The sequence below is a fragment of the Sorangium sp. So ce128 genome, from assembly GCF_051525245.1.
In the GTDB taxonomy this organism is placed as follows: domain Bacteria; phylum Myxococcota_A; class Polyangia; order Polyangiales; family Polyangiaceae; genus Sorangium; species Sorangium cellulosum_B.
The window spans coordinates 3102878-3127364 of the sequence record NZ_CP150313.1; the positions used below are offsets into that span (position 1 = coordinate 3102878).

Annotated in this window: 20 protein-coding genes; 13 read left to right on the plus strand and 7 right to left on the minus strand. The window is 69.8% G+C overall.

Annotation, left to right across the window (positions count from 1 at the left end):
- Positions 1–412 precede the first annotated feature (412 nt).
- Together WME82_RS12100 and WME82_RS12105 are read left to right on the plus strand one after the other, a co-directional pair.
- The gene (locus WME82_RS12100) at positions 413–1135 is read left to right on the plus strand and encodes an SAM-dependent methyltransferase (protein ID WP_438042960.1); all 723 of its coding nucleotides are present in this window, start codon (positions 413–415) and stop codon (positions 1133–1135) included.
- Positions 1136–1611: 476 nt separating this feature from the next.
- Positions 1612–2505, plus strand: a complete 894-nt coding sequence (locus tag WME82_RS12105) for a hypothetical protein (protein WP_438042961.1) — start codon at positions 1612–1614, stop codon at positions 2503–2505.
- A gap of 302 nt (positions 2506–2807) precedes the next feature.
- Here the strand turns inward: WME82_RS12105 and WME82_RS12110 are convergent, their stop codons facing one another.
- Positions 2808–4283 carry a basic secretory protein-like protein gene (locus WME82_RS12110; RefSeq protein ID WP_438042962.1) on the minus strand — a complete coding sequence of 492 codons (1476 nt, stop codon included), beginning with the start codon at positions 4281–4283 and terminating at the stop codon, positions 2808–2810.
- Between the two features lie 262 nt (positions 4284–4545).
- Between WME82_RS12110 and WME82_RS12115 the strand changes: the two genes are divergently transcribed.
- The 8 genes from WME82_RS12115 to WME82_RS12150 all read left to right on the plus strand — a co-directional run bounded on the left by WME82_RS12115 (position 4546) and on the right by WME82_RS12150 (position 12348).
- A complete protein-coding gene (locus tag WME82_RS12115) occupies positions 4546–5268 on the plus strand; it encodes a DUF899 domain-containing protein (RefSeq protein WP_438042963.1) in 723 nt (240 codons plus the stop codon).
- 73 nt (positions 5269–5341) lie between these two features.
- A complete protein-coding gene (locus WME82_RS12120; RefSeq protein WP_438042964.1) occupies positions 5342–5734 on the plus strand; it encodes a hypothetical protein in 393 nt (130 codons plus the stop codon).
- A 240-nt stretch (positions 5735–5974) separates the two neighbouring features.
- On the plus strand, positions 5975–7090 hold the full coding sequence (locus WME82_RS12125) for a type III polyketide synthase (RefSeq protein ID WP_438042965.1): 1116 nt from the start codon (positions 5975–5977) through the stop codon (positions 7088–7090).
- Positions 7091–7094: 4 nt separating this feature from the next.
- Complete coding sequence (locus WME82_RS12130; protein ID WP_438042966.1) at positions 7095–7838, plus strand: methyltransferase domain-containing protein; 744 nt, start codon at positions 7095–7097, stop codon at positions 7836–7838.
- On the plus strand, positions 7835–8998 hold the full coding sequence (locus WME82_RS12135; RefSeq protein ID WP_438042967.1) for an NAD(P)/FAD-dependent oxidoreductase: 1164 nt from the start codon (positions 7835–7837) through the stop codon (positions 8996–8998). The genes WME82_RS12130 and WME82_RS12135 overlap by 4 nt, the downstream gene beginning before the upstream one ends.
- A 114-nt stretch (positions 8999–9112) precedes the next feature.
- Positions 9113–9811 (plus strand): RNA polymerase sigma factor, encoded by a 699-nt coding sequence (locus WME82_RS12140; RefSeq protein ID WP_438042968.1) that lies wholly within the window; start codon positions 9113–9115, stop codon positions 9809–9811.
- Positions 9808–11049, plus strand: coding sequence for a FecR domain-containing protein (locus tag WME82_RS12145; protein WP_438042969.1), 1242 nt, complete (start codon positions 9808–9810; stop codon positions 11047–11049). The genes WME82_RS12140 and WME82_RS12145 overlap by 4 nt, the downstream gene beginning before the upstream one ends.
- Before the next feature lie 156 nt (positions 11050–11205).
- The gene (locus WME82_RS12150) at positions 11206–12348 is read left to right on the plus strand and encodes a hypothetical protein (protein ID WP_438042970.1); all 1143 of its coding nucleotides are present in this window, start codon (positions 11206–11208) and stop codon (positions 12346–12348) included.
- A 307-nt stretch (positions 12349–12655) separates the two neighbouring features.
- On the opposite strand, the gene WME82_RS12155 is transcribed toward WME82_RS12150, so the two are convergent.
- Entirely contained in the window at positions 12656–13996 is a 1341-nt protein-coding gene (locus tag WME82_RS12155) for an endo-1,4-beta-xylanase (RefSeq protein ID WP_438042971.1), read from the minus strand.
- Positions 13997–14374: 378 nt separating this feature from the next.
- Positions 14375–15301 (minus strand): L-type lectin-domain containing protein, encoded by a 927-nt coding sequence (locus tag WME82_RS12160; RefSeq protein WP_438042972.1) that lies wholly within the window; start codon positions 15299–15301, stop codon positions 14375–14377.
- A 223-nt stretch (positions 15302–15524) separates the two neighbouring features.
- Here WME82_RS12160 and WME82_RS12165 point away from each other — a divergent pair, with 223 nt between their 5' ends.
- On the plus strand, positions 15525–16223 hold the full coding sequence (locus WME82_RS12165; RefSeq protein WP_438042973.1) for an alpha/beta hydrolase family protein: 699 nt from the start codon (positions 15525–15527) through the stop codon (positions 16221–16223).
- Positions 16224–16338: 115 nt separating this feature from the next.
- On the opposite strand, the gene WME82_RS12170 is transcribed toward WME82_RS12165, so the two are convergent.
- Entirely contained in the window at positions 16339–17469 is a 1131-nt protein-coding gene (locus WME82_RS12170; protein WP_438042974.1) for a hypothetical protein, read from the minus strand.
- Between the two features lie 853 nt (positions 17470–18322).
- Here WME82_RS12170 and WME82_RS12175 point away from each other — a divergent pair.
- Entirely contained in the window at positions 18323–18847 is a 525-nt protein-coding gene (locus WME82_RS12175) for a hypothetical protein (RefSeq protein ID WP_438042975.1), read from the plus strand.
- A gap of 17 nt (positions 18848–18864) precedes the next feature.
- A complete protein-coding gene (locus tag WME82_RS12180) occupies positions 18865–19719 on the plus strand; it encodes a hypothetical protein (protein WP_438042976.1) in 855 nt (284 codons plus the stop codon).
- Positions 19720–19729: 10 nt separating this feature from the next.
- On the opposite strand, the gene WME82_RS12185 is transcribed toward WME82_RS12180, so the two are convergent.
- The 3 genes from WME82_RS12185 to WME82_RS12195 are packed head-to-tail and all read right to left on the minus strand — an operon-like array spanning position 19730 to position 24474.
- Positions 19730–20374, minus strand: coding sequence for a hypothetical protein (locus WME82_RS12185; protein ID WP_438042977.1), 645 nt, complete (start codon positions 20372–20374; stop codon positions 19730–19732).
- 3 nt (positions 20375–20377) lie between these two features.
- Complete coding sequence (locus WME82_RS12190; RefSeq protein WP_438042978.1) at positions 20378–21064, minus strand: hypothetical protein; 687 nt, start codon at positions 21062–21064, stop codon at positions 20378–20380.
- Positions 21061–24474 (minus strand): DNA methyltransferase, encoded by a 3414-nt coding sequence (locus tag WME82_RS12195; RefSeq protein WP_438042979.1) that lies wholly within the window; start codon positions 24472–24474, stop codon positions 21061–21063. The genes WME82_RS12190 and WME82_RS12195 overlap by 4 nt, the downstream gene beginning before the upstream one ends.
- Positions 24475–24487: the final 13 nt, after the last annotated feature.

Here is a 24487-nt window from a genome sequence, read left to right on the forward strand (position 1 = left end):
GACGGATGGCGACGGTTCGCCCCCGCGAAATCGTCCCGCCAGAAACACCGGTCGATGACGTGCGGTCGCCGGAAACAGCAGCACTCTTGATAGTTTCCGCCTGTCTCCCCGCCGAGGGGGGCTCCGGTGTGGCCCAACGGGGCGCTCTGCGCCCCCACATCGCCCGCGGTGAAGGGCTCGCGGCATCACCGGTCCCACCGTACGGCCACGCTGCAGCGGAGGCTGGGGGTAAACCTCTCTTTGCGTTCTCCCGGCGGTTCGTGCCGGGACGGGGGTGTGCTCAAGGCCGCGGGGGTCGCGACAGAAAGCCCCGCCAATCGGATCGAAACCCCCGCCCTGTCGAGGCTGCACGAAGGGTGATACTCCTCCGCTGGAGGCGGTCCGGGCGACCGTCTGCCGAGGAGAAGGCGTGATGAAGACGGACGAGCACGGGAAACACGCAGTGAACTTCGGGCGCGAGCGAGCCTTGAGCTACGACGACCAGGTGCGCCGCTTCTGGGCGGGTTATGGCGTCATGCAGCAGGTCATCGCCGAGGTGATCGCCGCTGCGCTCCCCGACGAGGAGGCCGCGTCGCTGCTGATCGTCGGCGTCGGGACCGGGAGCGAGGTGAAGCCGCTCGCGCGCTACGCGGGGGCCGGCGTTCGTTTCACGGGCGTCGACCCCTCGCCGGAGATGGTCGCCGTCGCGAGAGAGAAGCTCGCGGCGGAAGGCCTCCTCGAGCGGACGAGCCTGCATGCCTGCGAGCTGCGCGATCTCGCGCGCGGGCCCTTGTTCGACGGCGCCCAGATGATCGGCGTCCTGCACCACGTCCCGGGCGATGAGGCGCGCGTCGAGCTCTTGCGGGAGGTCGCCGGGCGCCTGAAGCCCGGGGCGCCCTTCGTGATCGGCTGTCGGACTGGAGACGATCCGCTGCTGAGCGCCGTCGAGGACCGGCGGGCCCTCGCGGAGGGGCGGCCGCCCGAAGCGGCGGAGCAACGACGGAAGGCCATGGCGTCGATGAAGATGCCGGCCTCGGACGCCGAGGTCTTCGCGCTCCTGGCCCAGGCAGGCTTCATTGCGCCTCGCCTGATCTTCTGCGAGCTGCAAATCAAGACCTGGGTGACGCGCTACGACCCGTCCACGCTCGGCGCGTGACGCGGCGGCACGCGGGGCCGCCGCTCCGCCCGATGTCGCTCCTGGTCAACCTGGCAGGGCTCGACGCTGCGGTAGGGGAGGAGGAAGTCCAGCCGTTCCGGAGACGTCGAGCCCCACCCGCGGGATCGCTCCGCCCTGACGAAGCACCGGTCCGGACATCGACTCCCCGGGTGCGCGCGAGTACGCACTGTACCGAGCCCCGCCTCGGGGGATCTCCCTCGCCATGGCGCCGGAGCGCCGGCCAGACGGCCCGGAAGGTGCCTGAGCCAAACACGCGCTCTTCGCCGAAGCGCGTGGCGGAATGCCGCAGTGAGGCACGCGTGCGGTTCGCGCGTGGAAGGGAATGACAGGCGATGAGGTGCGCTCATCGGGCGCGAGCGCGTTCACGCAAGCTCCTTCCGCGCGTCTCTCTCGACGAACGCTCAGCCCGCACGCCTGGACCGCGCTTTGCAGTTGCACAAGACATGCTGCAAGACATGCATCCGCACGCTGCGTTCATCGTGGGAGTCCTGGGGGTCTCGCTGACGCTCGGCTGCGCCGGCGAGCCTGGAACAGCCGAGGCGCTCGGAGAGAGCGCCGATGCGTTTTCAACGGCGCCGGGTGAGCCGAACCACGAAGAGATCACCAGCACCGCGCTGGCGTTCCTGAAGCCTGCAGTGATCGGCGCTCTGAAGGTCGGCAATGTGTCGACGGACGCCGAGTTCTACTTCAGCAATGCTGCTCACTTCGATGACTGCAACTTCAGCGGAGGAGCCGCCTTCATCGCCGAGAAGCAAGCCGAGGCGGTGGCGGCGCTGGGCCCGGGCATCGCGCTGCTGGATGGTGATGCGCTGGCATTGCTGGCGTTCTCCCGTTCGCTTCACGCGGTGCAGGACTTCTACGCACACACGAACTGGGTGGAGCTCGGCGGCGACGTCCTCGTGGACCAGTCGCTCACGGCGTTCCCCGCGCTCGCGCCGTACTCCCCGGTGCCGTCGACGGGCTTCATCGTCGTGCAGGGCCACAGGCCGAGGGGGGCGGCGGTGACTCGCGACGACGATGCGCCGTACCCGGAGTACGCGATCGTGACCTTCCGCCAGCGGCGGACGACCGCCTATGGCCTTGTCTCGGGCACGGTCGACTACGAGCCGGGCGACTACTGTCCGCCCCCGGTGGCGATGACCCATGACGAGCTCAGCAAGGACAAGACCTCCTTGACCGATCGCGTCGAGCAGCACCTCGCGGCGAAGTCGCTCGCGATCCAGCAGACGCGTCATGAGTGGTGCCGGCTCAATCAGCTCGCGCACGATGCGTGGGGCGACGCCGGGACCGCGCGTCTCGCGGCGTGGGTGGCCGACCCGAGCTCGGCGCCCGACTGCACCACCGAATGAGGCGGAGGCGTTCTGGCGCGCCTTCGCCCGTCACCACCCGTCACAAGGCGAGGCACGGGGTAGCTCTGGAGGGCATCGGCGTTAACCAAGCTTCGCGCCGCGTTCCCCTACCTCCGAACGTTTACGTGGTCGTGGTCGTGGTCGTCAACGGCAGGCCGTAAACGACCACCACGTAAACGTTCACATTGATGACCGATGGGGCGGGCTTCGTGCCCTGAACGCGACCGAGCGAGCTCGGTCAACGCTGATGAGCTCCGGGGCGGAGCCTCAGGCGATAGCTTCGGCGATAACGCTCGAGGCCATCACTCGACGACGATGGAGGAGATCTTGTCGTTCATGGCGCCCAGGGTTGGCGCATCGGAGGTGTACTGCACCGAGGTGCCGGTGTACCCCGCGTCGTAGTACGCCGTGACCGTGTAGCCGGGGGGCACCTGGATCGAGGAGATCCAGTCGTTTGCGATCGCGCGAGCGCGGATGTCGAGAACGTCGTACTGCCCGCGGTCGAGCACGACCGCCCTGCCGCCGAAGGCGTCGTGCTCGTACACGGTGATGCCCGAGGTGGCAGGCGGCGGGGCGTTGTAGTTCGAGTACTGTTGCCACAGGGTCTCCAGATCGTAGCCCGTCAAGTCGACCCACGTCTCGCTCGAGTACTCCCCTTGACGCAGGATGTCGTCGAGCGCGTCGACCACTGGCGGCAGGCCCACGCGGTACGTCGCGTCCATCCATTTGAAGAAGGCGGCCGCATCACCGTAGCCGAAGAGGTAATGCGACCCGTACGTCCACCCGCTCGGGATGGACCAGCCGGCCTCCTCGTTCTTGAGGCCGTAGGCGTCACGCACATAGTCGGCGCCCCCCTCGATGATCCAGCCGGGGACCTCGCCCCAGTATCCGAGCTGGACGACGTGCATCGTCTCGTGCACGACCACGTCCGCGCCCAGCGGGTTGTCGAGCATGAACTGCCTGTTGTAGAAGGTGTTGGTGCCGCTCGCCCAGGCGATGCCGGGCTGGTCGGTGATGTGCAGCCCCACCGTGGTGGCCGCGGCCGGGTTGAAGCGCTGCACGAGCTGCGGGTACACGGTGTAGAACGTGCAAATCATGTCCTCGAGGATGACGTCATTGAAGTTTGGGACGGTGGTGACGTCGAGGGTGTAGGGGCTGCCGTCGCCGCAAGCCGGAGTTGGCGTGCCCCCCTCGAAGCGGAGGTTGTCGAGCACCGTAGCCGTGCTGGACTCCGGCACGTTCAGCGCCAGCGTGATCCGGAGATCCGAAACTTGCTGCTGAAACGCGCTCTCGAGGTGAGCCGGCACCGAAAACGAGAGCGTGCTCCACGTGTTTTCCGGCACGTTCTCCAGCGAGGCCAGGCCCACCCAGGCCCTGTTCAAGCCGAGCGTCGGGCTGCTCACGTACATGTGCACCTGACCCCAGACCGAGCTCACGGGGACCCGGATGTCGAGCGCGAGCTCGTCCGTGACGCCCGACAGGGTGGAGAGCGCCGAAGAGGTCAGCTCCGCGTACGAGAAGTCGCGCAGCCCGAGCGCGGCCGCGCCCTCCGTGTGGTGCGTCGAGGATTCGAGGATCCCGTCCGAGGCCGTCCAGTCGGCCACGTTCTCGAACCCGAAGACCGAGTCCTGCTGCGTCAGCGCGAGCTCGGCTGTCTCGACCGGGGCCTCTTCATGGGGCTCCCCGGCGACGGCGCAGGCGCTCAGCGCCCAGCACGTCAGCACCAGACTCGCTCGGCTCAGCAGCTTGCGTGTACTGTGATGAATCGATCGTGTCATGTTCCTCGTTGTGCGCGTCTAGAGGGCGTACCCGCGCGAGCGAATCGTCGGATTCATGCGCTCGCCGCGAGCACGCCAGGACGGGAGCCATCGCGATAGGCTCCCGCCAGCCCATCAATGCTTCCGAGGTTCATCGATTCAAGCACCCTTTACATTACTTTACATCGCGCGTCGCGCATCGCGACAGCTTTGTTACTCCCGCGGCGCTGCGGCGAAGCGTACGTTCTGAGCGAGCCCGAGGCTCGGCGAAAGGACGGCACCCATGGCTCAGCACGAAATCACGAACCGCACCGCCTGGATCGAGAGACGCAAGGCGCTGCTCGAGCAGGAGAAGGCTTTGAAGCGCGCGCACGATGAGCTCGCTGCGGCTCGGCGCGCGCTGCCCTGGGTTCGGGTCGAGAAGAGTTACCTCTTCGATGGACCCAGCGGCACGGAGTCGCTCGCCGAGCTGTTCGGCCCGCGCTCGCAGCTGATCGTCTATCACTTCATGTTCGCGCCGACGTGGGAGGCGGGCTGCAAGAGTTGCTCGTTCTGGGCGGACAACTGGGGTGCTGCCGTGCAGCACCTCGAGGCGCGGGATGTGACGTTGCTCGCGGTTTCGCGGGCGCCGCTGGCCAAGCTGGACGCGTTCAAGCGGCGCATGGGCTGGACGTTCAAGTGGGTGTCCTCGGGTCAGAGCGACTTCAACTACGACTTCCAGGCCTCGTCCCGGGACGACGAGCGCGAGGCGGGGAAGGCCATCTACAATTTCGCGACCCTGCCACCGGGCAGTCCGCCCGACATGCCGGGGTTCAGCGTCTTCTACAAGGACGCTGACGGCGCCGTCTTCCATACGTACTCGACTTTCGGACGAGGCATCGAGGTCGCGAACACGACGTACCAGCTGCTCGATCTGGTGCCGAACGGCCGTGGCGAAGCCGGGCAACGCGCTCCGGCCAGCATGTCCTGGGTGCGGTACCATGACGAGTATCCGAAGAGCGCCTGAGCTGTGGAGCGCCGGGACGCCGTCGACTCCACGCTGTTCAGCTTCGGCTCGACGGGGCACAATGCTCGTCATCATGAGGATGGTCTTCCGAGGCGGCGCGGCGTACGGCCCGAACGGGCGGTTCGGCGCGTGGGTGGTGAGCGTCGACGCCGGGGGGAGCGTGACGCTCGCGGGCCAGGCGCTCGGGGAGGAGATCCACCGGGGACCGGAGCCCCTGTCGGAGTCGGAGCTGGCGGCGCTCGATAAGTTGCTGGGCTGCGCCGCGACGGTGGACGCGGCGTCGAAACGAATGGGCGTCCCCGGGGAGACGCAGGTTGGTTTCGACATCGAGACGCCTGCCGGGCGCCGCGAGATCCGGCGATGGCACCGGGAGGCGCAGGAGCAGCCGCCGCTGGCGGGTCTGCTGCGCTGGCTCGACGAGGTGATCCAGGCGCGGACGGGGCGATTCGCGGCCTTCGGGAGCTGACAGGCAGCGCGGCGCACCACGGCGTCGTGAACGGCGGCAGACTGGCTCACGATGGTGCCGGCATGACAACGGCCGACGTCTCCCGCGCACGATCCAGCGTGAGCTCGTGGGCCACAAAGCGTCGACGTCGCGGACGCCACGTTTTCCCTCCGTCGGTCGGCGGCGCAACACCGCAGGTGGCATGCTCCGTGCCTGCTTCTTGCGAGCGTGACCAATTTTAACGACTCACGAAGAGGCCTGGTGCACGGCGATGATGCCTGCCGAGGCCCGGACGCGAAGGGACGGCCGCCGGCAACCGCCTACATCAACCGCATTGCCACGGCCGTGCCGCCGCACGACGTGCACTCCTCTTTTGTCCGCTTCGCGAGCACGCTGTTCAGCGACGAGCGCAGCCGCGTGCTGTTCGGGCGGATGGCGGACAAGGCGCAGATTTCACACCGGTTCTCCGTGCTGGCCCCGAGCGCCGAGGTGGGCGGCGCCTCGGTCGACGCGGGGCGGTTCTACCTGCGCGGCAGCTTCCCGACGACCGCGGACCGCATGCGTTTGTACGAGAAGCACGCGCCGGAGCTCGCCGCGCAGGCCGTCTCCGACCTCGACCTCGGGAGCGCGGCGCGCCGGATCACCCATGTCATCGTGACGTCGTGTACGGGCTTTTCCGCGCCGGGCATCGACCTCGATCTCGTCGCGCGCTTCGGCCTCGATCCATCGGTCGAGCGCACGACGATCGGCTTCATGGGGTGTTATGCGGCGATCAACGCGCTGAAGCTCGCGCGGCATATCGTGCGGTCATCGCCCGAGGCGCGCGTGCTCGTGGTGAACGTCGAGCTGTGCACGCTGCACCTGCAGGAGGCCATCGCGATGGATCAGATGCTGTCGTTCCTCCTGTTCGGTGACGGCTGCGCCGCGGCCGTGGTCAGCGCCGAGCCGATCGGGCTCGCGCTCGACCGGCTCCACGCCGTCGTGGTGCCCGGGACGCGCGAGCTCATCACGTGGAACATCCGCGACCTCGGCTTCGAGATGTTCCTGTCCGGCCGCGTGCCGGGCGCGATCGACCGGGGGCTCAAGGCCGCCGCGGGCGCGATCCTGGACGGCGCCGCGCCAGGCGAGATCGACCTCTGGGCGGTGCACCCCGGCGGGCGGTCGGTGCTCGACGCGGTCGAGCGCGCGCTCGAGCTCGGGCCGGCGGCGCTCGCGGCGTCGCGCGACGTGCTCGCGCGCTTCGGCAACATGTCCTCGGCGACCCTCATGTTCGTGCTGCAGTCGATCGTCGCTGACGCGCGGCCGGGCATGCGCGGATGCGCCATGTCGTTCGGCCCAGGCTTGACCGCCGAGACGATGCTGTTTCATACGGACTAGACCGATGGGCGCCCTCGACTTCTCGCGTCGATCCACGCTCGACGAGCTGATGGATACCCAGCCCGTGGACTTCGAGGACTTCCGCGCTTGCCTCGTCGATCTGGCGCAGGTCAACCGGCTGACCCTCGCTCACCGGCCGACGTTCGCGTTCCTCGAGCGCCTCGTCGCGCGCGGCCTGCGCGGCCTGCGCGGCCTGCCCGAGAACCGGCCGCTGGAGGTGATCGACGTCGGCAGCGGCTACGGCGACATGCTGCGGGGGATCGACGCGTGGGCCAGAGAGCGCGGCATCGCCGTCTCGCTCACCGGCGTCGACCTCAACCCGTGGTCGCGCCGGTCGGCCGTCGAGGCGACTCCGCCGGGCCGGCCGATCACCTGGGTCACCGCCGACGCCTTCGCCTACGAGCCGCCCGGCGGCATCGACGTCGTGTTGAGCTCGCTCTTCACGCACCATCTCCCCGATCCGGTGGTCGTCCGTTTCCTCGCCTGGATGGAGGCGAAGGCGCGGCTCGGCTGGTTCATCAACGATCTGCACCGCCACCCGCTGCCCTATCACTTTTTTCGCCACCTCTCGCGCCTCGCGGGCTGGCACCGCTTCGTGCAGCACGATGGCCCGGTGTCGATCGCCCGCGCCTTCTCGGCGAGCGACTGGCGGCGTCTCATCGCCGAGGCCGGGCTCGATCCGCGCGCCGTCGAGGTTCGATGGTGGATGCCGTTCCGGCTCACCGTCGGGAGGCTCAAGGTCCCGTGAACGACGCTGTGGTCGTCGGAGGAGGCCTGGCCGGGGCGGCGGTCGCGCTGCTCCTTTCGCAGGCGGGGCGCGAGGTCGCGCTGATCGAGCGCGAGGCCAGCCCGGCGGACAAGGTCTGCGGCGAGTTCCTGTCGCGCGAGGCCGCGCTCTACCTTGCGTCGTTCGGGCTCGATCTGCGGGCGCTCGGCGCGGTGCCTATCGAGGCCGTGCGCCTGGTCGAGCGCGATCGGGTCGCGGCCGCCGCGCTGCCGTTCCCCGCGCTCAGCCTGTCGCGCCGCGTGCTCGACGAGGCGCTGCTCGCGCGCGCCGCCGCGGCGGGCGCGTCGATCCGGCGGGGCGTCCGGGTCCAGGCGCTCACGCGGGCGGGCGCGGGCTGGGGGGCGCGGCTCGAGGACGGCAGCGCGATCGAGGCGCGCGCCGCGTTCCTCGCGACCGGCAAGCACGACGTCCGGGGCCTGAGGCGGCCTTCCGGGCTGCAGGACGATCTCGTCGCCTTCAAGCTGCACTGGCGGCTGTCGCCGCGGCAGGCGGCAGAGCTCGACAGGCACGTGGAGCTCGTGCTGTTCGAAGGTGGTTATGCCGGTCTGCAGCCGGTCGAGGGCGGCCGGGCGAACCTCTGCCTCCTCGTCCGCAAGAGCCGCTTCGCCGCGCTCGGGCAGCGCTGGGACCGCCTCCTTTGCGCGATGCGCGAGGGGTCGCCGCACCTCGACGCGCGGCTCGCGGGCGCGGAGCCGTGCCGGGCGCGGCCGCTCGCGCTCTCGGCGATCCCGTACGGCCATGTCCAGCGCCGCGCGGACGGGATATGGCGCCTCGGCGATCAGGCGGCGGTCATCCCCTCCTTCTCTGGAGACGGCATGTCGATCGCGCTGCACAGCGCGCGGCTCGCGACCACGGCGTACCTCGAAGGGGCGAGCGCGGAGGCGTTCCAGCGCCGGCTCTCGCGCGACGTGCTCGGGCAGGTGCTGCTCGCGACCGGCCTCTCTCACGGCCTCGTGCGGCGGCCCGTCCAGGCGGCGCTCGGCGCGGCGGCGCGCCTTTGCCCGGGCCTCATGGCGGCCGTGGCCGGGCGCACGCGCGTGTCCGAGGCGGCGCTCGTGCGCGGAGGGCTGCCGGTCGCCGCGTTGGAGGGCGGGCTCGGGCCGCTCTGCGCGACACGCTAGAGCGACAAGGATCCCGGCCGGACTCCTCGCTGGCGAAACCAGGGAGGCGGCGCGGCGGGATCGAGGAAGATCCTCCGCCGTTCAGCCTGCTTTCGGGCGGACCGGCTACTGTGCATGAGCATGGGAACCGCCGAGCCACACCCCGCCAGCCGCCGGCTCAGGCTCGTCTCCACCCAGGGCGCCGGGGGCCAGCCCGCGCCCGCGCCCGCCAGCGACGAGGAGATCCTGCTCGCCTTCCGGCGCGGCGAACGAGGGATCGGCCTGCGGCTCTACGAGCACCTGCTGCCGGTCGTCGACCGGACCCTGTACCGGATCCTGGGTTGCCGCGAGCAGGACCACGCCGACCTCGTGCAGGGCGCGTTCGAGCAGATCGTGAGCACACTTACCAAACAGCGGTACGCGGGGGAGTGCAGCCTGGCGGGCTGGGCGTCCGTCATCGCCTGCCATGTCGGGCTGAGCGCGCTGCGCGCCCGCCGGCGCGAGCGGAAGGTCATCGATCGCACGCCGGGGTCGCCGGAGCCTGGCGCCGGGCCCGAGCCGCCCTCGCAGGGCGCCGACCCCGAGCGCGAGGTGAGCGCGCAGCGCGATCTCGAGGCCCTGCGCCGGCACCTCGCGGCGATGGACGGCGACCGCGCGACCGCGCTGCTGCTCCACGCCATGGGCTATTCTCTCAATGAAATCGCTGACTTGACCGGTGTTTCCGTGGCCGCGGCCCAGTCGCGGCTGTCGCGGGGGCGGCGGGAGCTCCAGGCGCGCTGTGAACCCGAGGCGGCGGCGCGACGCGACCCCGCTCGACCCGAGGAGCCACGATGAAGCAGGACGACGTTGACACCACCCGGGAGGATCGCGCGGCGGCGGCTGGCGCGGACGGCGTGGATGCCTCGCTGCGGGCGCTGGTCGAGCAGCCGGTGCCGCCGCTGCCCAGGATCCAGGCGAGGTACCTCCAGCAGCGGATCGCCGGCCGCATCGACCAGCTCGCCGCCGAGGCGGTGGAGCAGCGCGCCCGCGCCGCCCGGCGGAAGCGGGCCGCCGTGGCCGCGGCGGCGCTGGCGGCCGCCCTGACCGCGGCGGCCGCCGGCGTCTTCATCGTGGTCCGGGCGCGCGACGCCCCGCCCGCCGCGGCGCAGGTGACGGCGCTCCAGGGCTCGGTCGAGATCGCGGCCGGGGGCGCGACCCGCTCGCCGCCGTCGCTCGCCCTCGTGCCGCTCGCGAGCGACGAGGAGCTCCGGACCGGCGAGGGCGCGCGGGCGAAGGCGTCGCTCGCGACGGGCGCCACCGTCGAGGTCGGGCCCTCGACGCGCGTGAGGTTCGCGCCGGTGGGCGCCGGTCGCGACCGCGCGGGTGACGTCGTCGCCCTCGAGCAGGGCAGGATCGCCGTCGACGTGCCGCCGCTGCCGGCAGGCACGAGCCTGTCGGTGCGCACGTCGGACGCCGTGGTCACGGTGCACGGGACGCGCTTCTCCGTCGAGCGGCGGCCCGATACAGCGGGAGAGCCCGCCGAGACGCGCGTGTCGGTCGTGGAAGGGCGGGTCGCCGTGCACCGCGGCGAGGTCGAGCGCTTCCTGAGCCCAGGCGAGACGTGGTCCTCCCGCGACGAGGAGCGCCGGTCGGACCGGCCCGCCGAGGGACGCCCGGGCGACGCGCCGGCGCCGCCTCGCGACCTCGGTCAGGACAGCGCCGCCGGCGAGGGCGGCAGGGGCGACGGGGCCGGCGAGGGCGGGGCGGGGGAGCCGCGCGCGCCGCGCGACGCGCGCCAGGCCCCGTCGCGCGCCTCGCTCACGGCCGAGAACGAGCTGCTCCAGGGCGCGATGGCGGCGCGGAGGCGCGGGCAGCCGAGGCGGGCGATCGAGCGGCTCGACCTCCTCCTCGGCCGCTACCCGGACTCGCCGCTCGCCGAGATCGCCCGCGTGGAGCGCCTGCGCGCGATCGAGATGCTCGGCGACAAGGACCGGACGGCGGCCGAGGCGCGCCGGTACCTCAAGGACTACCCGCAGGGCTTCGGGCGCGAGGAGGCCACGTCCGCCTCCCGCCCCGGCGGCGCTCGCCCCTGAGCGCCCGCGCGCGAGCCCGTCTCGATTTTTGACGAAACCCTGCCTGCTCCCGGCGCCTCCGGCGACCTTCACTTCATCGAGGAGATCATCGCGCCGGCGATCGGGTTCGCCGGCCGCGCTCCATGTCGTGCTTGCTTTCGAATTGGGAGGATCCCGATGCGTTCATTCGCGTTGACAGGGTGGTTCTGTGGTGGGCTGTTGTCGCTCGCGGCCTTCGGCTCGGGCTGTTCCCTATCGGGCACAGGAGGCGCAGACGGCCGCATCGTCTCCGGGGAAGACTGCGTCCCTTCGGACGACGAGGGCAGCGCGCCGGCGCCGAGCTTCCCGGGATCCGGCATGTCGGGCGCCGGCGATCCCATCACCGCGGATCTCGATCCGCTGTCGTGCGGCGCGAGCGCCCGGGGGGTCCCCGTGGACGGGACCGCCCAGGTCGACTGTTATTACACGAACAGCGATCCGACGACCCCGATGGCCTTCGTCGAGCGGGTCGTCGAGATCGCCGAGAGCGAGGAGCTCGTGCACGTGCGGCTGACGCTCAACCCCGCGTTCGTCGACAACACGTATGGCGAGACGGCGATCGGGTGGGGCGGCGGCGAGGAGCCCGGCGGCCCGCAGCCCGGCGGCCCGAAGCCCGGCGACGCGCCGAAGCCGAAGGGGCACGGGGGCCACACATTCAAGGATCTCGTGGGCAGCGACAAGGCCCAGTTCCAGCTGACGGACGGGAAGGGAGAGCTCGTGCTCGACTTCTACGTCGACTACCTCTCGGTCGACGAGGCGAGCCCCTCCGGTTATGCGTCGCTCGGCGTGCTCGGCGGAGAGGGCAAGATGCTCCTCGGAGACGCCGGCGCCGTCGTCGCGGCGACCACCTCGATCGACCGCGATCTCAACGCGTGCGGGTACGGCGCGTACCTCGAAGACTCCCCGGAGACGGACGAGAACTACACCCCCAATTCGGAGACGCCGGACTGGGATTACCGCGTTGTCTACGACGTGTGGGTGAGTGCCTCGGCGTTCGGCGCGGCGGGCTTCGGCGACGCGACCATCAGCTATGTGCACGCCTCTCCGAGCAAGTACCCGTCGGACACGGTCACCGTGACGCCGGGGCCGTGCCCCACGCCGACGTGTGAGGGCGACGACCCGCCCGCCGGCGGCGGCGGGGGCAGCGATGCAGGTGAGGATCCGGGTGGAGGCGGGGAATGCAAGGAGTCGGGTGGGGAGTGCACGGCCAACGCGGACTGCTGCTCGGACAGCGACGTGTGCGTGAGCGGGGTGTGCGAGCCGATCGTGATCCCGCAGTGAGCCGGTGATCCCCGGCGCCAGCGCGCCGGCGCCGGGGAGGTGCTGACGAGCCCCTCGGCCTGGGGCATGCCCTTGAGCTCGGCGATCAACGCCCGGCGCTGCCGCTCGGTCAGCTCGGTATCGAGCACCTGGTACAGGGCGGCGATCGGGCTCGCGATCTTCCCCGAGTCATTCGGGAAGATTCACAGGGAGGCGGGGAGACGGGGAGTAAAATCCCAGCAATCTCCCCGCCTCCCTGTTCGATTATTATCTAGGAATGTGAACTGGTGGTCCCCGGCGCCGTCGCCGCCGCGGCTCGCGGAGGATGCTACTTGCCCAGCAGGGCGTTCATCACCCTGTTGTAGGTCTCCTTCTTCCCGTACTGGTCGTTGAAGAGCAGCGACTGCGAGCTTTGCCCGTTGCACAGCGCCCCGCTCCAGCTGTTGAGCCACGACCTGCCGTCGTTGATCCCCCAGAAGGTGACGGCGGTGCACTTGGGCTCCTTGAAGCAGGCCGCGACGATGTCGTGGTAGTACGTGAGCTGCTCCTCCGCCGTGACCACGCCGCCGCAGCGGTTGATGTCCATCTCGGAGATCAGCACCTCCAGGCCCAGGTCGGTGAAGCGCTTCATGTTCGCCGCCACGTCCGCTCCACCGGCCTCGTTGTTCGGCGGCCCGATGTGCATCTGGAACCCGACGCCGTCGATCGGGACCCCCCGATCGACCATCCCCTTGACCATGTTGTAGACGAACTCGACCTTGTCGTTGCGCGCGTCGATGCTGTAATCGTTGTAATAGAGCTTGGCCTTCGGATCCTGCTCTCTTGCGATCTGGAAGGCGAGGTCGATGTACGATTCCCCGATCTGGTTGTAGAACACCGTGGGCCTCATGCGGGGATTGCCGACCCCGGTGTCGCTGTCGGTCTGGACGGCCTCGTTGACGACGTCCCAGTGGTCGAGCCGGTCCTTGAAGTGCCCCATCACCTGGGTGATGTGCCTGCGCATGGCCGCCTCGACGTTGGCCTTCCCGGTCATGGAGCTCATCCAGCCGGGCAGCTGGCTGTGCCACACCAGGGTGTGGCCCTTGACCTTCATGTTGTTCTGGCGCGCCCAGTTCACGATGTTGTCCGCGGAGCCCCAGCTGAAATTCCCCGCGCTGGGCTCGAGCGCGTCCCACTTCATCTCGTTCTCCGCCGTCACGTAGTTGTGCTCGGCGGCGGCGACGCGCTTGTAGTCGTTGTTACCGAGACCACCGCCGGAGATGGCCGCTCCGATCAGCAGCGGGGGGTTCGCCTTCTCACCGGCCTCCCGCAGCGTGCTGGCGCTCGCCGCGGGGACTCTGGCGCTGGCGCCGCCGCCTGTGCCATCGCTGCCGCCCGTGCCCTCGCCGCCGGTACCGCTGCCGCTCGTCGCGCCGCCGCTGCCGCTCGTCGCGCCGTTGCTGGCGCTCGTCGTGTCGCCGCTGCCGGTCGTCGCGCCGCTGCTGGCGCTCGCCTCGCCGCTGCCGGTCGTCGCGCCGCTGGGGGTGCCGCTCGTCGTGCCGCCGCTGGTGGTGCCGCCCGTCGCGCCGCCGCTGCCGGTCGTCTCCCCTCCATCGCCGTCACCGCTGTCCGAGCAGCCGGCTGCACACAGGAATGCCGAGAGGAGAAGCGTAAAGGGTGCTGATCTCATGCTCGCATGCTCCAAAGTAAAATGTATTTACAAACTCACGCGACCTGGTGCCTTGATCATCCGCGGGTCCACGTCGCGCGCGGGCGGCACCCGAGGTGGTGCCGAACCGGCAGTATATCGGCCGCTGTCTCCCAAGCATACAGCTTCACGAGGTGGACCCGAAGGATAAGGGGCTCCGGAAGGGAATTCCAGGGCCGTTCGAGAAATTTGACATGGGGGTAATGTGCGCCCGAGACCGAGTCGGTAGGGCGCCCCACACGGGGCTCGCCGTGCTCCTGGGGTGCACCTGCTGCTGGGGCGCACCTGCTCCCCGGAACGAGCAGGAGGTCGCCGCAGACCTCGACGATCGCGCGACGAAACGTCCTTTGGCGCCGGCGTTCAGAGGCAGCGGGGAGAGGGGAAAGTGATCTTCACATTCCGGATCTCCTGGCGCGCGGTGGCGTCTCCCGTGCCGGCGGCGAAGCCATAAAAGAACTTCGACCCGACGGGGAAGCCGGGGATGGAGAACCCCTGGAACTGGCTTTTGCCGTCGATGATCAGGCTCACCTTGCCTTGGTTGAGCTCGATCTGCGCCGTATGGAACGCGCCGTCGCCGAGCGCGACGCCGCTCGTCCCCTGGCCCAGCGAGCCGAGGACGCCTCCGTCGCAAGGCTGCGTGAGATCGTCCACGCCCACGTGGTTCTTGTTGGAATCCGTGCAACCGAGGTTGTGGTAGGTGTCGATCTCGACGCCGTAGCCGGCGAGCCCGGCCATACCGAGGCCGCCGCCGGGCTCGCCCACGGCCGTCTCTCCTGTCGTCTGGAGCATGAAGCCCATCCCGTCGCCGCTGCCGAGGCGGAACTCGAACGTCGCGGTGAAGACGTCGGCGACGAGGGCATTCCGGTAAATGATGGTGCCAGCCTGGCCGTGTCTGGCCTCGGTGAGCACGCCAGTTAGCGTGTCGGCATCCCAGAAGGCGTCCCCATTGAAGGACCACCTGTCCGGCGGTGAGGCCATGTCCGCGGCGAGGCTCACGCCGCAGGCGGTTCCAGCGGGGCACGTGCCCTCGTCGCGCTGCCCATCGCAATCGTTGTCGGCGAGGTCGCACACTTCCGGCGCCGGGACACACCCGGGGCCTGGCTCGTCGGGGCCTGGCGCTTCCAGGCCTGGCTCCTCGAGGCCTGGCTCCTCGAGGATGTCGCTCCGACCGCCGCACATGGACACGGCGGCGGCGAGCGCCGGAAGCAGGAAGAGTGCCTTTGTGCGCGCTCGACGGCCTGCGCCTGCCGCCGCGTGTGAAGCGCGGAGTGGCTGTGAAGATTGCATGTGCTCTCGATCCTCAGCGCGACCGCGGAGCGCGTGGATGATGCAACACCCTCGCGCCAGCACGCCTGCGCGGCAGCCTACCAGATCGAGGCGAGCGCACCTCCAGGAATCCGGGGGGTGAAGGTCGGGATCTTGCCGAGCACGACGCGGCCGCGCCCTCTCCGGGCGTTCGACCGGCGTGCGTCTCGACGAGCGGCGCCGGTCCATGGCATGGATGGGCCTCATGGCCGAGCGCTCCATCTCGATCCCGATCGTCGATAGCAGCCCTGTCTCCGGCGTGATCCACGTCCCGAGGACGCGGGCGAAGCGCTCCGGCGTGGCGGTCGTCCTCGGCCATGGCGCCGGCAACGACATGAACGCGCCCCTCGTGGTCGACGTCGCCGGGCGGCTTTTGGCGCGCGGGCACACCGTGCTCCGCTTCAATTTCGTCTACAAGGAGCTCGGCCGGAAGGCGCCCGATCGGCAGCCGCTCCTCGAGAAGGCGTTCGAGGCGGCGATCGAGAGGGCGCGCGAGGACGCGCCGGAGCGCCTCGTGATCGGCGGCAAATCGATGGGCGGGCGGATCGCGTCGCTCCTCGCTGCACGCGGCGTCCGCGCGGACGGGCTGCTGTTCCTCGGCTATCCGCTCCACCCCGCGGGCAAGCGCTCCCCGCTCCGGGACGCGCACCTCCCCGCGATCCCCGCGCCGCTCCTGTTCCTTCAGGGCACGCGCGACCCGCTGTGTGATCTCGCGCTCCTCCGGCCCGTCCTGAAGCGCCTCGGGCAGCGGGCCAGCCTGCACGTGATCGAGGGCGGCGACCACTCGCTCGATCTCCTCAAGTCCGCGGGGCGGACCAGGGAGAGCGTGCTCGAGGAGATCGACCTGGCGATCGACGGTTGGCTGAAGGCGCGGGTCCTCGCCCCGCGCCCGAAGGCGCCGTGACGGCGAGGGCCCGCCGCACGGCGCGCCGGATCTCTGGAGGGCATGAGCTTTCGCATCGATGTACTGGGGAGCCGATGAGCCGCCGCCGTCGTCGCGCTCGCGGCGCGGCGCGCCGTCAATTGATGATCGCCGGGTCCTCGATCGTGAAGCACTCGACCGACGACGCAGCGTACTTGATCGCGTTGTACCAGAACTGCGAGATCTGGAAGACCTGCGCCGCTGATCGCTCGTAGCAGGGGCTGTTCGGGTCCGTGTACATCTGCGGATTGAGGCACGCCGCCGTCCCGCGCCACTGGCCCGAGTAGGTCACCCACTCGTCGCCGAACACGACGACATGGCCCTTGCCGATCTCCTCGTGCACCGCGAAATTGTTCCTGCCGTCGGTGCTATCGACGATCGCGGTCGTCGATTTGATCGAGCGCGCGATGTAGGCGCCCACGCTCTGGATGTTCCTGCCGATCGGCGTGTCCTGATTCCAGGTGCCCACGGCCACGGGGAGGTCGCCGCCGAGCGGCAGCGAGCCGCCCCAGCAGTTGCAGTTTGCGCAGCCGTTCCGCGCAGGATCGAGCAGGCCGTCGGCATTGAACTGGATGTCGGTGAACGAGAGGAGCTGGTTGGTCGCCGTGATGTCGTGGATGGTGCATCCCTCGCCATTGCACTGATAACCGCTCAGCGCGATGAGGCCGCCGCCGTTGTTGACCCAGTCCTTGAGCGCGTTCACCTCGTCCGGCGAGAACTCCCACGGCGCCCCGTCGTCGTTCTGGGCGCCCTTCGTCACCATCCACTGGAGGAGGATCACGTCGTACTTGGCGAGAAACTCCGCCGTGAGCGTGGGCTTCTCTCGGTTGTAGTTGTCGACCTGGGCCGTGCTCTGCGTGTTGAGCCAATCCTGGAGCGCCGTGGTGCTGTCGCTGCTGCACGGGCCCCAGACGCCTTCGCGGCCGATCGACGCGATGTTGATGCAGGTGCAGTTGCCCGCGTCGTCGCAGGTCGTCTGGTGACCGGCGTCGGGCGGCGGGTCGCCGCCCGGCCCCGTGCTCGTCAGCCCGATCTCGCCGCCGATATCGTCGCCGGTGCTGGTGCTGCTGACGCTGCTGGTGCTGCTGCCGCCAGCGCCGCCGGCGCCCTGGCCGACCGCGCCATTCCCCGTGGTGTTGCCGTTGCCGCCTGATGAACAGGCGATGACGGGCAGCCAGAGCGCTGCGAGCACAGCGCAGCAACGCGTCGCGAAATGAAGTCTTGTCATGATGCCTGAGACTATCACTTCCCGCGCCTGGCCGGAGATCCAAAATGGGGGAGGCTCTCCACCCGAAACGCTACAGGGTGCTTGATTTCCAGCTCCAGCCGCGCGAGCTCCCTGCGCGACAGCTCCGGCGTGAGAGTCGCCCCATGCTCTACCGGCCGGCCAGGCGCGAGCAACGGCACGAGCGTGGCGATCGACCCTCGCGGTGTCTTGGGCGCAGCTATGCGCACGTGTGGCTGCGGGTGCGTGTGGTGTGGGCGAAAGAAGGCGGTGTTGGAGGAACGGTCGGGAGTGCGGGCGCCGGAAACGTGCTACGCGGTTTCGTGAGCTCTCGCAGGGCTTGCGTTTGGCACGCAGCGTTAGACGTCGACGCGCCGGGTCTGCCGGGAGAATTGAAGCTCTCCCCGGAGGGTGTCGACACCTTGCCGGAGAGTTGAAGTTCGATCTGGAGGGTGTCGACAAGGCGGTGGCCGGGCCAGGTCGGAACGGGCGGCCGGATGCGCCGGAATACGCAATGCGGGATTCCATCTGGGCGAAATTTTTGAGACGAGCGGCTGTGATGCCCGACCCCCGTCTGTGCTTCACAGGCTGCGAGGTAGGGCGGCGCTGCCGAGAGCGTGGCGGTCGACGCGGCGGCGCGCGACGACGCGAGCTCGTCCCGAAATGTGCCTCGGCTTCGACAGCAATGTCGCTGCGGAGCTCGACGAGACCTGCCGCAAACGTTGCCGCGACCGAGCCAGTCGTTTATGTCTGGGAGGGGCCTCTCTGGGAGGGCGGGCGCTTGCCGGATGCGTTGAGAGGCCCTTCGCGACGCACGCCGAGGTCCAGAGTGTCGTCCCCTCGAGGAGATCTTCTCATGTGGCGCCATGAATTGAGGAACTGGGTGGCTGCCTGGATCACCCGGACGGCGGTTCGGTCGGCATCCACGGTCATCGCCGCTGCTGCCGCGGCGCTCGCCGTTGCGGGCTGCACGTTCGGCGATGATCCGCAGAGAGCTCAGCCCATCGTCCGGAACTGGTTCGATCAGCACTGCATCCCCGTGGAGTGCTTGTTCGAGTGTTGCCAGGGGTGGAATTACACTACTAGGCCGCTCCTCCACGGAAGAAGTTGGTATGGCCCTCAGTGCGATGAAGTTCGGACAAGAAATGCTGCCTATTCGGAGTACGTTGTTCTGATGTTGGAGGCCCAGAATTGGTGTACTGAGGACTTTACCTTTTTCGAGTCGGGGTACTGCGCGATCGTTGAACCCCCCGATGTCATCAAAGAGTTTGGCCCTGATGGACAGCCCGTGTATGCGGGGTTGAGCTTCGTGGTCTGCCCGCCGAGGGGGCAGCCAGCGGCTCGCCCCCTGGAGGATGTGGAGCTCATCCCCGAGGAGTGAGGAGGATAACGACGGTCATGCCTGCGCGCATCCTCGCGACCGCCATCCTCGTAGCCTCCGCCTTCGTCCGACCCTCGAAGGTCTTCGCCCACGAGGGCCCCTGCACGGCCCCCGAGCCCTTCAACGGTTTCTGGGGCGGCGGGCAGGTCCAGGTGAGAGAACGCGTGGCGGGAATTCCGCTCCTCGCCATGACACGCTTTTCATACAGGCAGATACGATACTCTCCCTGCGCCAGCGGGATGCGCGTGTTTCCTCTCGGGGTCGGCGAAGCGAGCATCAGCGTGGGGGTACCTCTCTTCGACAACCGGCGCGGCGGGTGGCTTCTGCAAATGGCCGCCAAGGGGCAGGGCTCGCAGAGGTCGAGCGAACCGGTGAACGGTGTCATCACCGGCGCGCCCGCCACCGCGGGCCATATAAACTTTTGGGGGACCTCGCTGCCGCTGATCCAGCTCACGGGGGCGGCGTCGGCGGCCATCATGCCGCAGTCCTCAGACGTTCCCCTCTCGATCGCGTATCTCGGAGGTGTGCGGTTCTATGCTCTTCATGACAAGCACGCGCAAGCGAACTTGGGGATCATGGTCGGCGGCAAGAATGCTGTCGTCAACGCCGTTCCCTCTCTTTCGGTCCGGGGTAGCGATCTGGCGATATGGAATCATAAAGTCGCGATCGGATTAGAGCTCCGCTCACCCATCGAGTTTTCTGGTGGCCCGGCACCCGTTCGGTGGCGGCTCTGGGGCGCCTTGACCTTCGCGCTCGACAAGCTGGACGACCACGCGCGCGACACGCAAATGCACCGGCCTTCCTTCGACTTGGTCCGTTCACCCGTCGAAGCCACCCCACCCACCCAGACGGCCTGGGAGATGACGTTATGAACACGTCCGTTCATTCGTCGGGCAGCCCGAATCGTTTGCGGCACCTGCGGTGCATCTCTTGCACGTCGCCGATCAGGCTGTTCCTCGTCCTGACTTCGCGGTTAAGTTTTGCTTCGTAGATTCTGAACTTCTCTTCTTGCGTCAGATCGTCTTCGTTCAGGTGTGCTGGAAGATCTGTGAATTCGGTGCACTTTTCGAAGCTGTTCACCATCAACTCGCCAACTCCGCCCTCGTCCACGCATGATGCGCTGTATGTCAAGACGAACAGGAAGTTCAGGTGATCTCCGATCGCGCTGCAAACGTAGGCATTGGTTAATGTTTCTCGTATTTTGCATTCCTTTACCTCCTTTTGCAGTGCCTCGACCTTGGCGGTCTTCTCCCATCCGGCGCCGTTCGTTTCTCCCGGAGGAGACGCCGCCGTGGCCGGCGGGATGGCTGTCGGTTTCGCGCGCGCTCTCAATTCTCGTCGGCACGCAGCGAGCGCTCGCTTCACCTCCGCATCAGGGATGGACGCCGCGCTCTTGTCCATGGCTGGAGGTCTGCGCTCCCTCGTCGCCCAGCCGACCAGCACGCCACCACCAAAGACGAGGCCGAGCACGGCCACCGCGATGAGGAGACGAACCATGAGGCCAGCGCTCTTGGGGCGTTCGCTCATGCATCAATCTCCCTGAGGCTTTGGTGCCTGCTTCGGCATCGGAGGGAGCTTCGGGGGCGTCTCCGTGCACGTCCAGACGAACTCTTTCAGGCTGCGGAGCAGCTCGTCTTCGGTGAGCGTCTCACGAACCCGGATCGCCTCGGCGACGAGGCTCGATTCTTCCTTGGTGAGCTCGTTCGAGCGAAAATCCGCGGGAACGTCCGAGAGCGCCGCGCAGCTCTCGAAGTTCTTCTCGATGAGATCGGCAGACCTGGACTTCGGCCCGCACATCAATCCATCCTTGGGTAAAGCCATCAGCGCTTTGAACTGGCGACCCGCGGCGCTGCAAAGCTCGGCGTCGACCAGGATCTCGCTTTTCCTGCACCGTTTCAGCTCCACCTCGAGCTCATCCACGGTGGCCGCTCGTTCGGGAGTGTCTTGTCTCTCTTCCCCCGGAGGAGCCTCGGCCGCCGAGGTGGTCTCTCGCGGCTCCGAACGGGCTGCCAGCTCTTCTCGACATGCAGCGAGCGCTCTCCGGTCTCTCCGCACCCAGGGATCCGAAGCAGGCTCCGCTCCCTTCTCCTTCGCTGGCGGCCTCCGGTCCAGGAGGGATCTGCCGACCAGTACGCCAGAGCCGAAGGCAGGGACGAGCAAGAGCGTCGCTCCGAGAACACGAATGACATGATCCGTTTTCTTGGCGTTCTCCGTCACGACCCGCCCTCTGCTCCAGCCTGCTCCTCCTCCGCGGCGCGCGCCTCGTTCAGCGCGAACAGCCGGTCGATCAGCGCGTCCTCGAACGCGCTCCGCGCCTGCCGCTCTCCCGGCGTCGCGGGCTCCGCGTACGGGGGGACCTCCACGCCGTCGAACCCGTAGGCCGCCAGGACGGCCCGGTCCATCTCCTCGTGGAGGCCGCGCAGCTCGACGATGCTCGGCTCGTTGCACCTTGGGTCCTTGATGAGGTTGTACGTCTCCGTCAGCCCCAGCCGCGACGCCAGCATCCACCGCGCGCGGGCCGCGTAGAGGCGCTCGCCGGCGGCCTCGACGCGGCCGCCCTCGGCGAGGTGGTCCGGGCGAGGGAAGGGGAACGTCTCCACGCAGTCCGACGGCGCGTACCGGAGGCCCTCTCCCATCGTCGAGGAGAGCAGCCGTGCCCACGTCTCGTGCGCGCGCGACTGGAGGACGGCGAAGCGCGCATGGTCGTCGATCGCGAACACACACAGCTGGTCCGAGAACGTCCGGCCCGCGGGCTGGAAGGCGAAGCACAGGTGCTTCGTCACCCGCGCCGCGACGAGGCACCGCTCGAGCGGCGCGATCCTGCGCCGGAGCTCAGGCCGCGTGTTGGCGAACTGCCACCAACGCGCCCGGTGGCCCGCGTCGATGCCGGTGCCCTTCAGGCGATCCCGCGCCGGCTTCACCCGGCTCCGCACGATCGAGAGCAGCGCGGGCCACCGGCCAGCCTCCTCGAGCCCGCGCTCGCCGAAGTCGATCACGTGACGGTGCGGGCTGTGCGAAGGGGACGAGTTGACCTCCTCGCCGCCGAGGAACGGGCGGAGCACCTCGCCGGCCGCAGGATCACCCGCGGAGAGCGCCCGCGCCTCGCCCTCGGTCAGGACGAAGCCGTCGCCCCGGAGGAAGCAGCCGATGAAGCACAGATCCCGGCTGGCCCCGAGCGGGCGCGGGTCGGGGCGCTCGGGCATCGCGCGCAGGTGCGAGTTGATGTGGCCCACGGGCACGCCGTCGAGCCGCGGCGGCGGCACGCCGTCGCCCGGCGACATGCCCAGCGCGAGGTGGACGACGGCGACGTGGACCGCGGCTTCTCCCGGCCACGGGACGCTGCGCACGGCGTGGTAGATGATCGCGCCCCCCGCCTCGACGAGCGGCCTGAGGCCCGAACGCCGGGTGTCGCCCTGAGCTATCGTGTTCGTGGCGATGAGCCCCACCGTCCCACGGCGCCCGAGCAGCGCGGCCGCGCGGCGGAAGAAGTGGGCCGCCAGATCGGTGTTCTTCGTGGCGCCGTGCAGCTGCTCGAGCCACGCGGCGTAGAGCTCGCCGTGATCCGTCGAGATCCGCTTCCCGCCCAGGAACGGCGGGTTCCCGACGAACGCGCCGAGCCGCGCAGGCCGCGGCTCGCGGGCGCCGCGCGGCCCGTCCGGGCGCGGCTCCTCGAACACCTCCGGGAGCTCCAGCGGCCAGTGGAACGCAGGCAGCGGCGGCGGCCCCCCGGGCGTCCCCTCGCGGAGCGCCCGCTGCATCGACAGGAGCTCTTCCGAAGGCGGACCGCCGCCGCGGAGCCACGCGATCGCGAGCTCGGCCCGCCGATCGCGCTCCTTCAGCCGGTCACGGTCCTTCTCGTGCGCGAAGAACGCCCCCACGACGAGGTCGCCGAGCAGCCGCGCCCGGGCGATCGCCTCGTCCGCCTCCTCGGCGAGCCGCGCTCGCCGGCGCGCGGCGTCGGCGTCGTCGCCTTCCGGGACGCCCGGCCCTCCCGGGTTTCGCAGGCTCGCCGGGAGCTGCGCTTCGTCGCCTTCCGGGACGCCCGACCCTCCCGGGTTTCGCAGGCTCGCCGGATGCTCCGCCTCCTCGGCGAGCCGCCGCCGCAGCTCGAGCGCCCGCGCCACCGCGGCATCTATCGCCTCGCAAAACGGCGGCGCCGGCGCCGCGGGCTTCCAGTGGAAGCCGCGCAGCTGGGCAAGATCGAGGCCGACGAGCGAGTCGCCGTGCCGGAGGGCGTGATCGACGAACGTGAACGGCTCGTCCTGCGCGCGCGTCACGAGCCAGAGCGACAGCCTCGCCAGGCTCACCGCAAAGGGGTTCTTGTCGGCGCCGTACAGGCAGCGCCGCGCGACGAGCCGCCGCGCGTGGCCCACGGCGCCCTCGCCCGGAAGGGCGAGCCGCGCCGCCGCCGCCGCGTCGCCGCGCGCGGCCTCGCGCGTCCAGGCGGCCACCACCTGGTCGGCCAGGTACCGGCACGCCTCCATGAGAAACGCGCCGGAGCCCATCGCCGGATCGCAGATCGCGAGCCGGAGGAGCGCCTCGGACGCGGGCTCCTCGCCCAGCTGCCGGAGCAGCGGCTCGAGCGTCCGCGCGACGATCGGCGCGGACAGGCTCCTCGGGGTGTAATGCGAGCTCGTCCGCCGCCGCTCGGCGATCGGCTGGAGGAACAGCCGCCCCGCCCCGAGCACGTCGGTGTCCCTCGCGCGCAGCGGTCCGAGCGCCTTAAGGACGCCGGCCGCGGTCTCCGCGGCGACGAGCGCCCCCCCGAGCCTCCCCGCCTCCCGCCGCGAGATGCCCGCCCGCTCGGCGAGCCACGCCGCCCGTCGCGCCGTCGGCTGCGCGAGCGCCTCGGCCGCGCCCACCCAGACCCTGTCGGGCCGGAGGCACACCGTCGGCCCGGCGGCGCGCTCGACCCGGTAGCCCATGAGCGCCTCGTAGAGGCCGCCGAGCTGCTCGACGTCGATCGCCCGGTACGACAGCGGGCGCCCATCGAGCACGAGGAGCCGATCGAGCACCGCGTGCACCGTGCCGTCGTCCACCGACGGCGCGCGCGGCGCCGCGGGGTCGTCCGGGGCCGCGTGTTTCGTCGGCCACGGGCGGTCCTCTGGCGGCCCCGCGTGCTCCGCCGGCTTCGCGCGTTCCGCCGGCCTCGCGGGCTCCAGGAACGGGTATCGCTCGGGGTCGAAGAGCTGCCCTCCCCGCGCCGGCAGGGTCAGCTCGGGGCGGCGGAGCCCGTGGAACATGGCGCGGAACAGCGCGACGAGCCGCGGCCACGCCCCGAAGCGCCGCCGCAGCACGCCCGGGCGCGCGCCGCGCTCCGCCGCGAGCTCCTGGAAGAGCGGGCGCACGCCGAGGTGCGCCGCGTAGTACGGGTCCGAGGCCGGCAGGAGCCCGCGGTCCTCCGCGTGCAGCAGGAACACGAGCCGGAGGATCGCGGTGAGCAGGCCGCCGTGGAGGTGCTCCGGGCCGCGGGCGAGCGCGTCCTCGAGCACGCCCGCCCCGTCACGCTCGGCCGCGTCCTCGAAGCCGCGGAGCAGGACGCCGAGCGCGTCGAAGGCCCGATCCGCGAGCGCGCCCGCGACGTCTGCCTGCTGCGCCCTGCTGTCCCCGGGGACGGGCTGATCCATGCCGAGCGCCCGG

Bases quoted from the DNA above. Each gene is read 5' to 3' on its own strand.
- WME82_RS12180 (WP_438042976.1), top strand. From the start codon at position 18,865: ATGCCTGCGCGCATCCTCGCGACCGCCATCCTCGTAGCCTCCGCCTTC.
- WME82_RS12170 (WP_438042974.1), bottom strand. From the start codon at position 17,469: ATGACAAGACTTCATTTCGCGACGCGTTGCTGCGCTGTGCTCGCAGCG.
- WME82_RS12155 (WP_438042971.1), bottom strand. From the start codon at position 13,996: ATGAGATCAGCACCCTTTACGCTTCTCCTCTCGGCATTCCTGTGTGCA.
- WME82_RS12100 (WP_438042960.1), top strand. From the start codon at position 413: ATGAAGACGGACGAGCACGGGAAACACGCAGTGAACTTCGGGCGCGAG.
- WME82_RS12130 (WP_438042966.1), top strand. From the start codon at position 7,095: ATGGGCGCCCTCGACTTCTCGCGTCGATCCACGCTCGACGAGCTGATG.
- WME82_RS12185 (WP_438042977.1), bottom strand. From the start codon at position 20,374: ATGAGCGAACGCCCCAAGAGCGCTGGCCTCATGGTTCGTCTCCTCATC.
- WME82_RS12110 (WP_438042962.1), bottom strand. From the start codon at position 4,283: ATGACACGATCGATTCATCACAGTACACGCAAGCTGCTGAGCCGAGCG.
- WME82_RS12160 (WP_438042972.1), bottom strand. From the start codon at position 15,301: ATGCAATCTTCACAGCCACTCCGCGCTTCACACGCGGCGGCAGGCGCA.
- WME82_RS12165 (WP_438042973.1), top strand. From the start codon at position 15,525: ATGGCCGAGCGCTCCATCTCGATCCCGATCGTCGATAGCAGCCCTGTC.
- WME82_RS12105 (WP_438042961.1), top strand. From the start codon at position 1,612: ATGCATCCGCACGCTGCGTTCATCGTGGGAGTCCTGGGGGTCTCGCTG.
- WME82_RS12150 (WP_438042970.1), top strand. From the start codon at position 11,206: ATGCGTTCATTCGCGTTGACAGGGTGGTTCTGTGGTGGGCTGTTGTCG.
- WME82_RS12115 (WP_438042963.1), top strand. From the start codon at position 4,546: ATGGCTCAGCACGAAATCACGAACCGCACCGCCTGGATCGAGAGACGC.
- WME82_RS12175 (WP_438042975.1), top strand. From the start codon at position 18,323: ATGTGGCGCCATGAATTGAGGAACTGGGTGGCTGCCTGGATCACCCGG.
- WME82_RS12195 (WP_438042979.1), bottom strand. From the start codon at position 24,474: ATGGATCAGCCCGTCCCCGGGGACAGCAGGGCGCAGCAGGCAGACGTC.
- WME82_RS12120 (WP_438042964.1), top strand. From the start codon at position 5,342: ATGAGGATGGTCTTCCGAGGCGGCGCGGCGTACGGCCCGAACGGGCGG.
- WME82_RS12145 (WP_438042969.1), top strand. From the start codon at position 9,808: ATGAAGCAGGACGACGTTGACACCACCCGGGAGGATCGCGCGGCGGCG.
- WME82_RS12140 (WP_438042968.1), top strand. From the start codon at position 9,113: ATGAGCATGGGAACCGCCGAGCCACACCCCGCCAGCCGCCGGCTCAGG.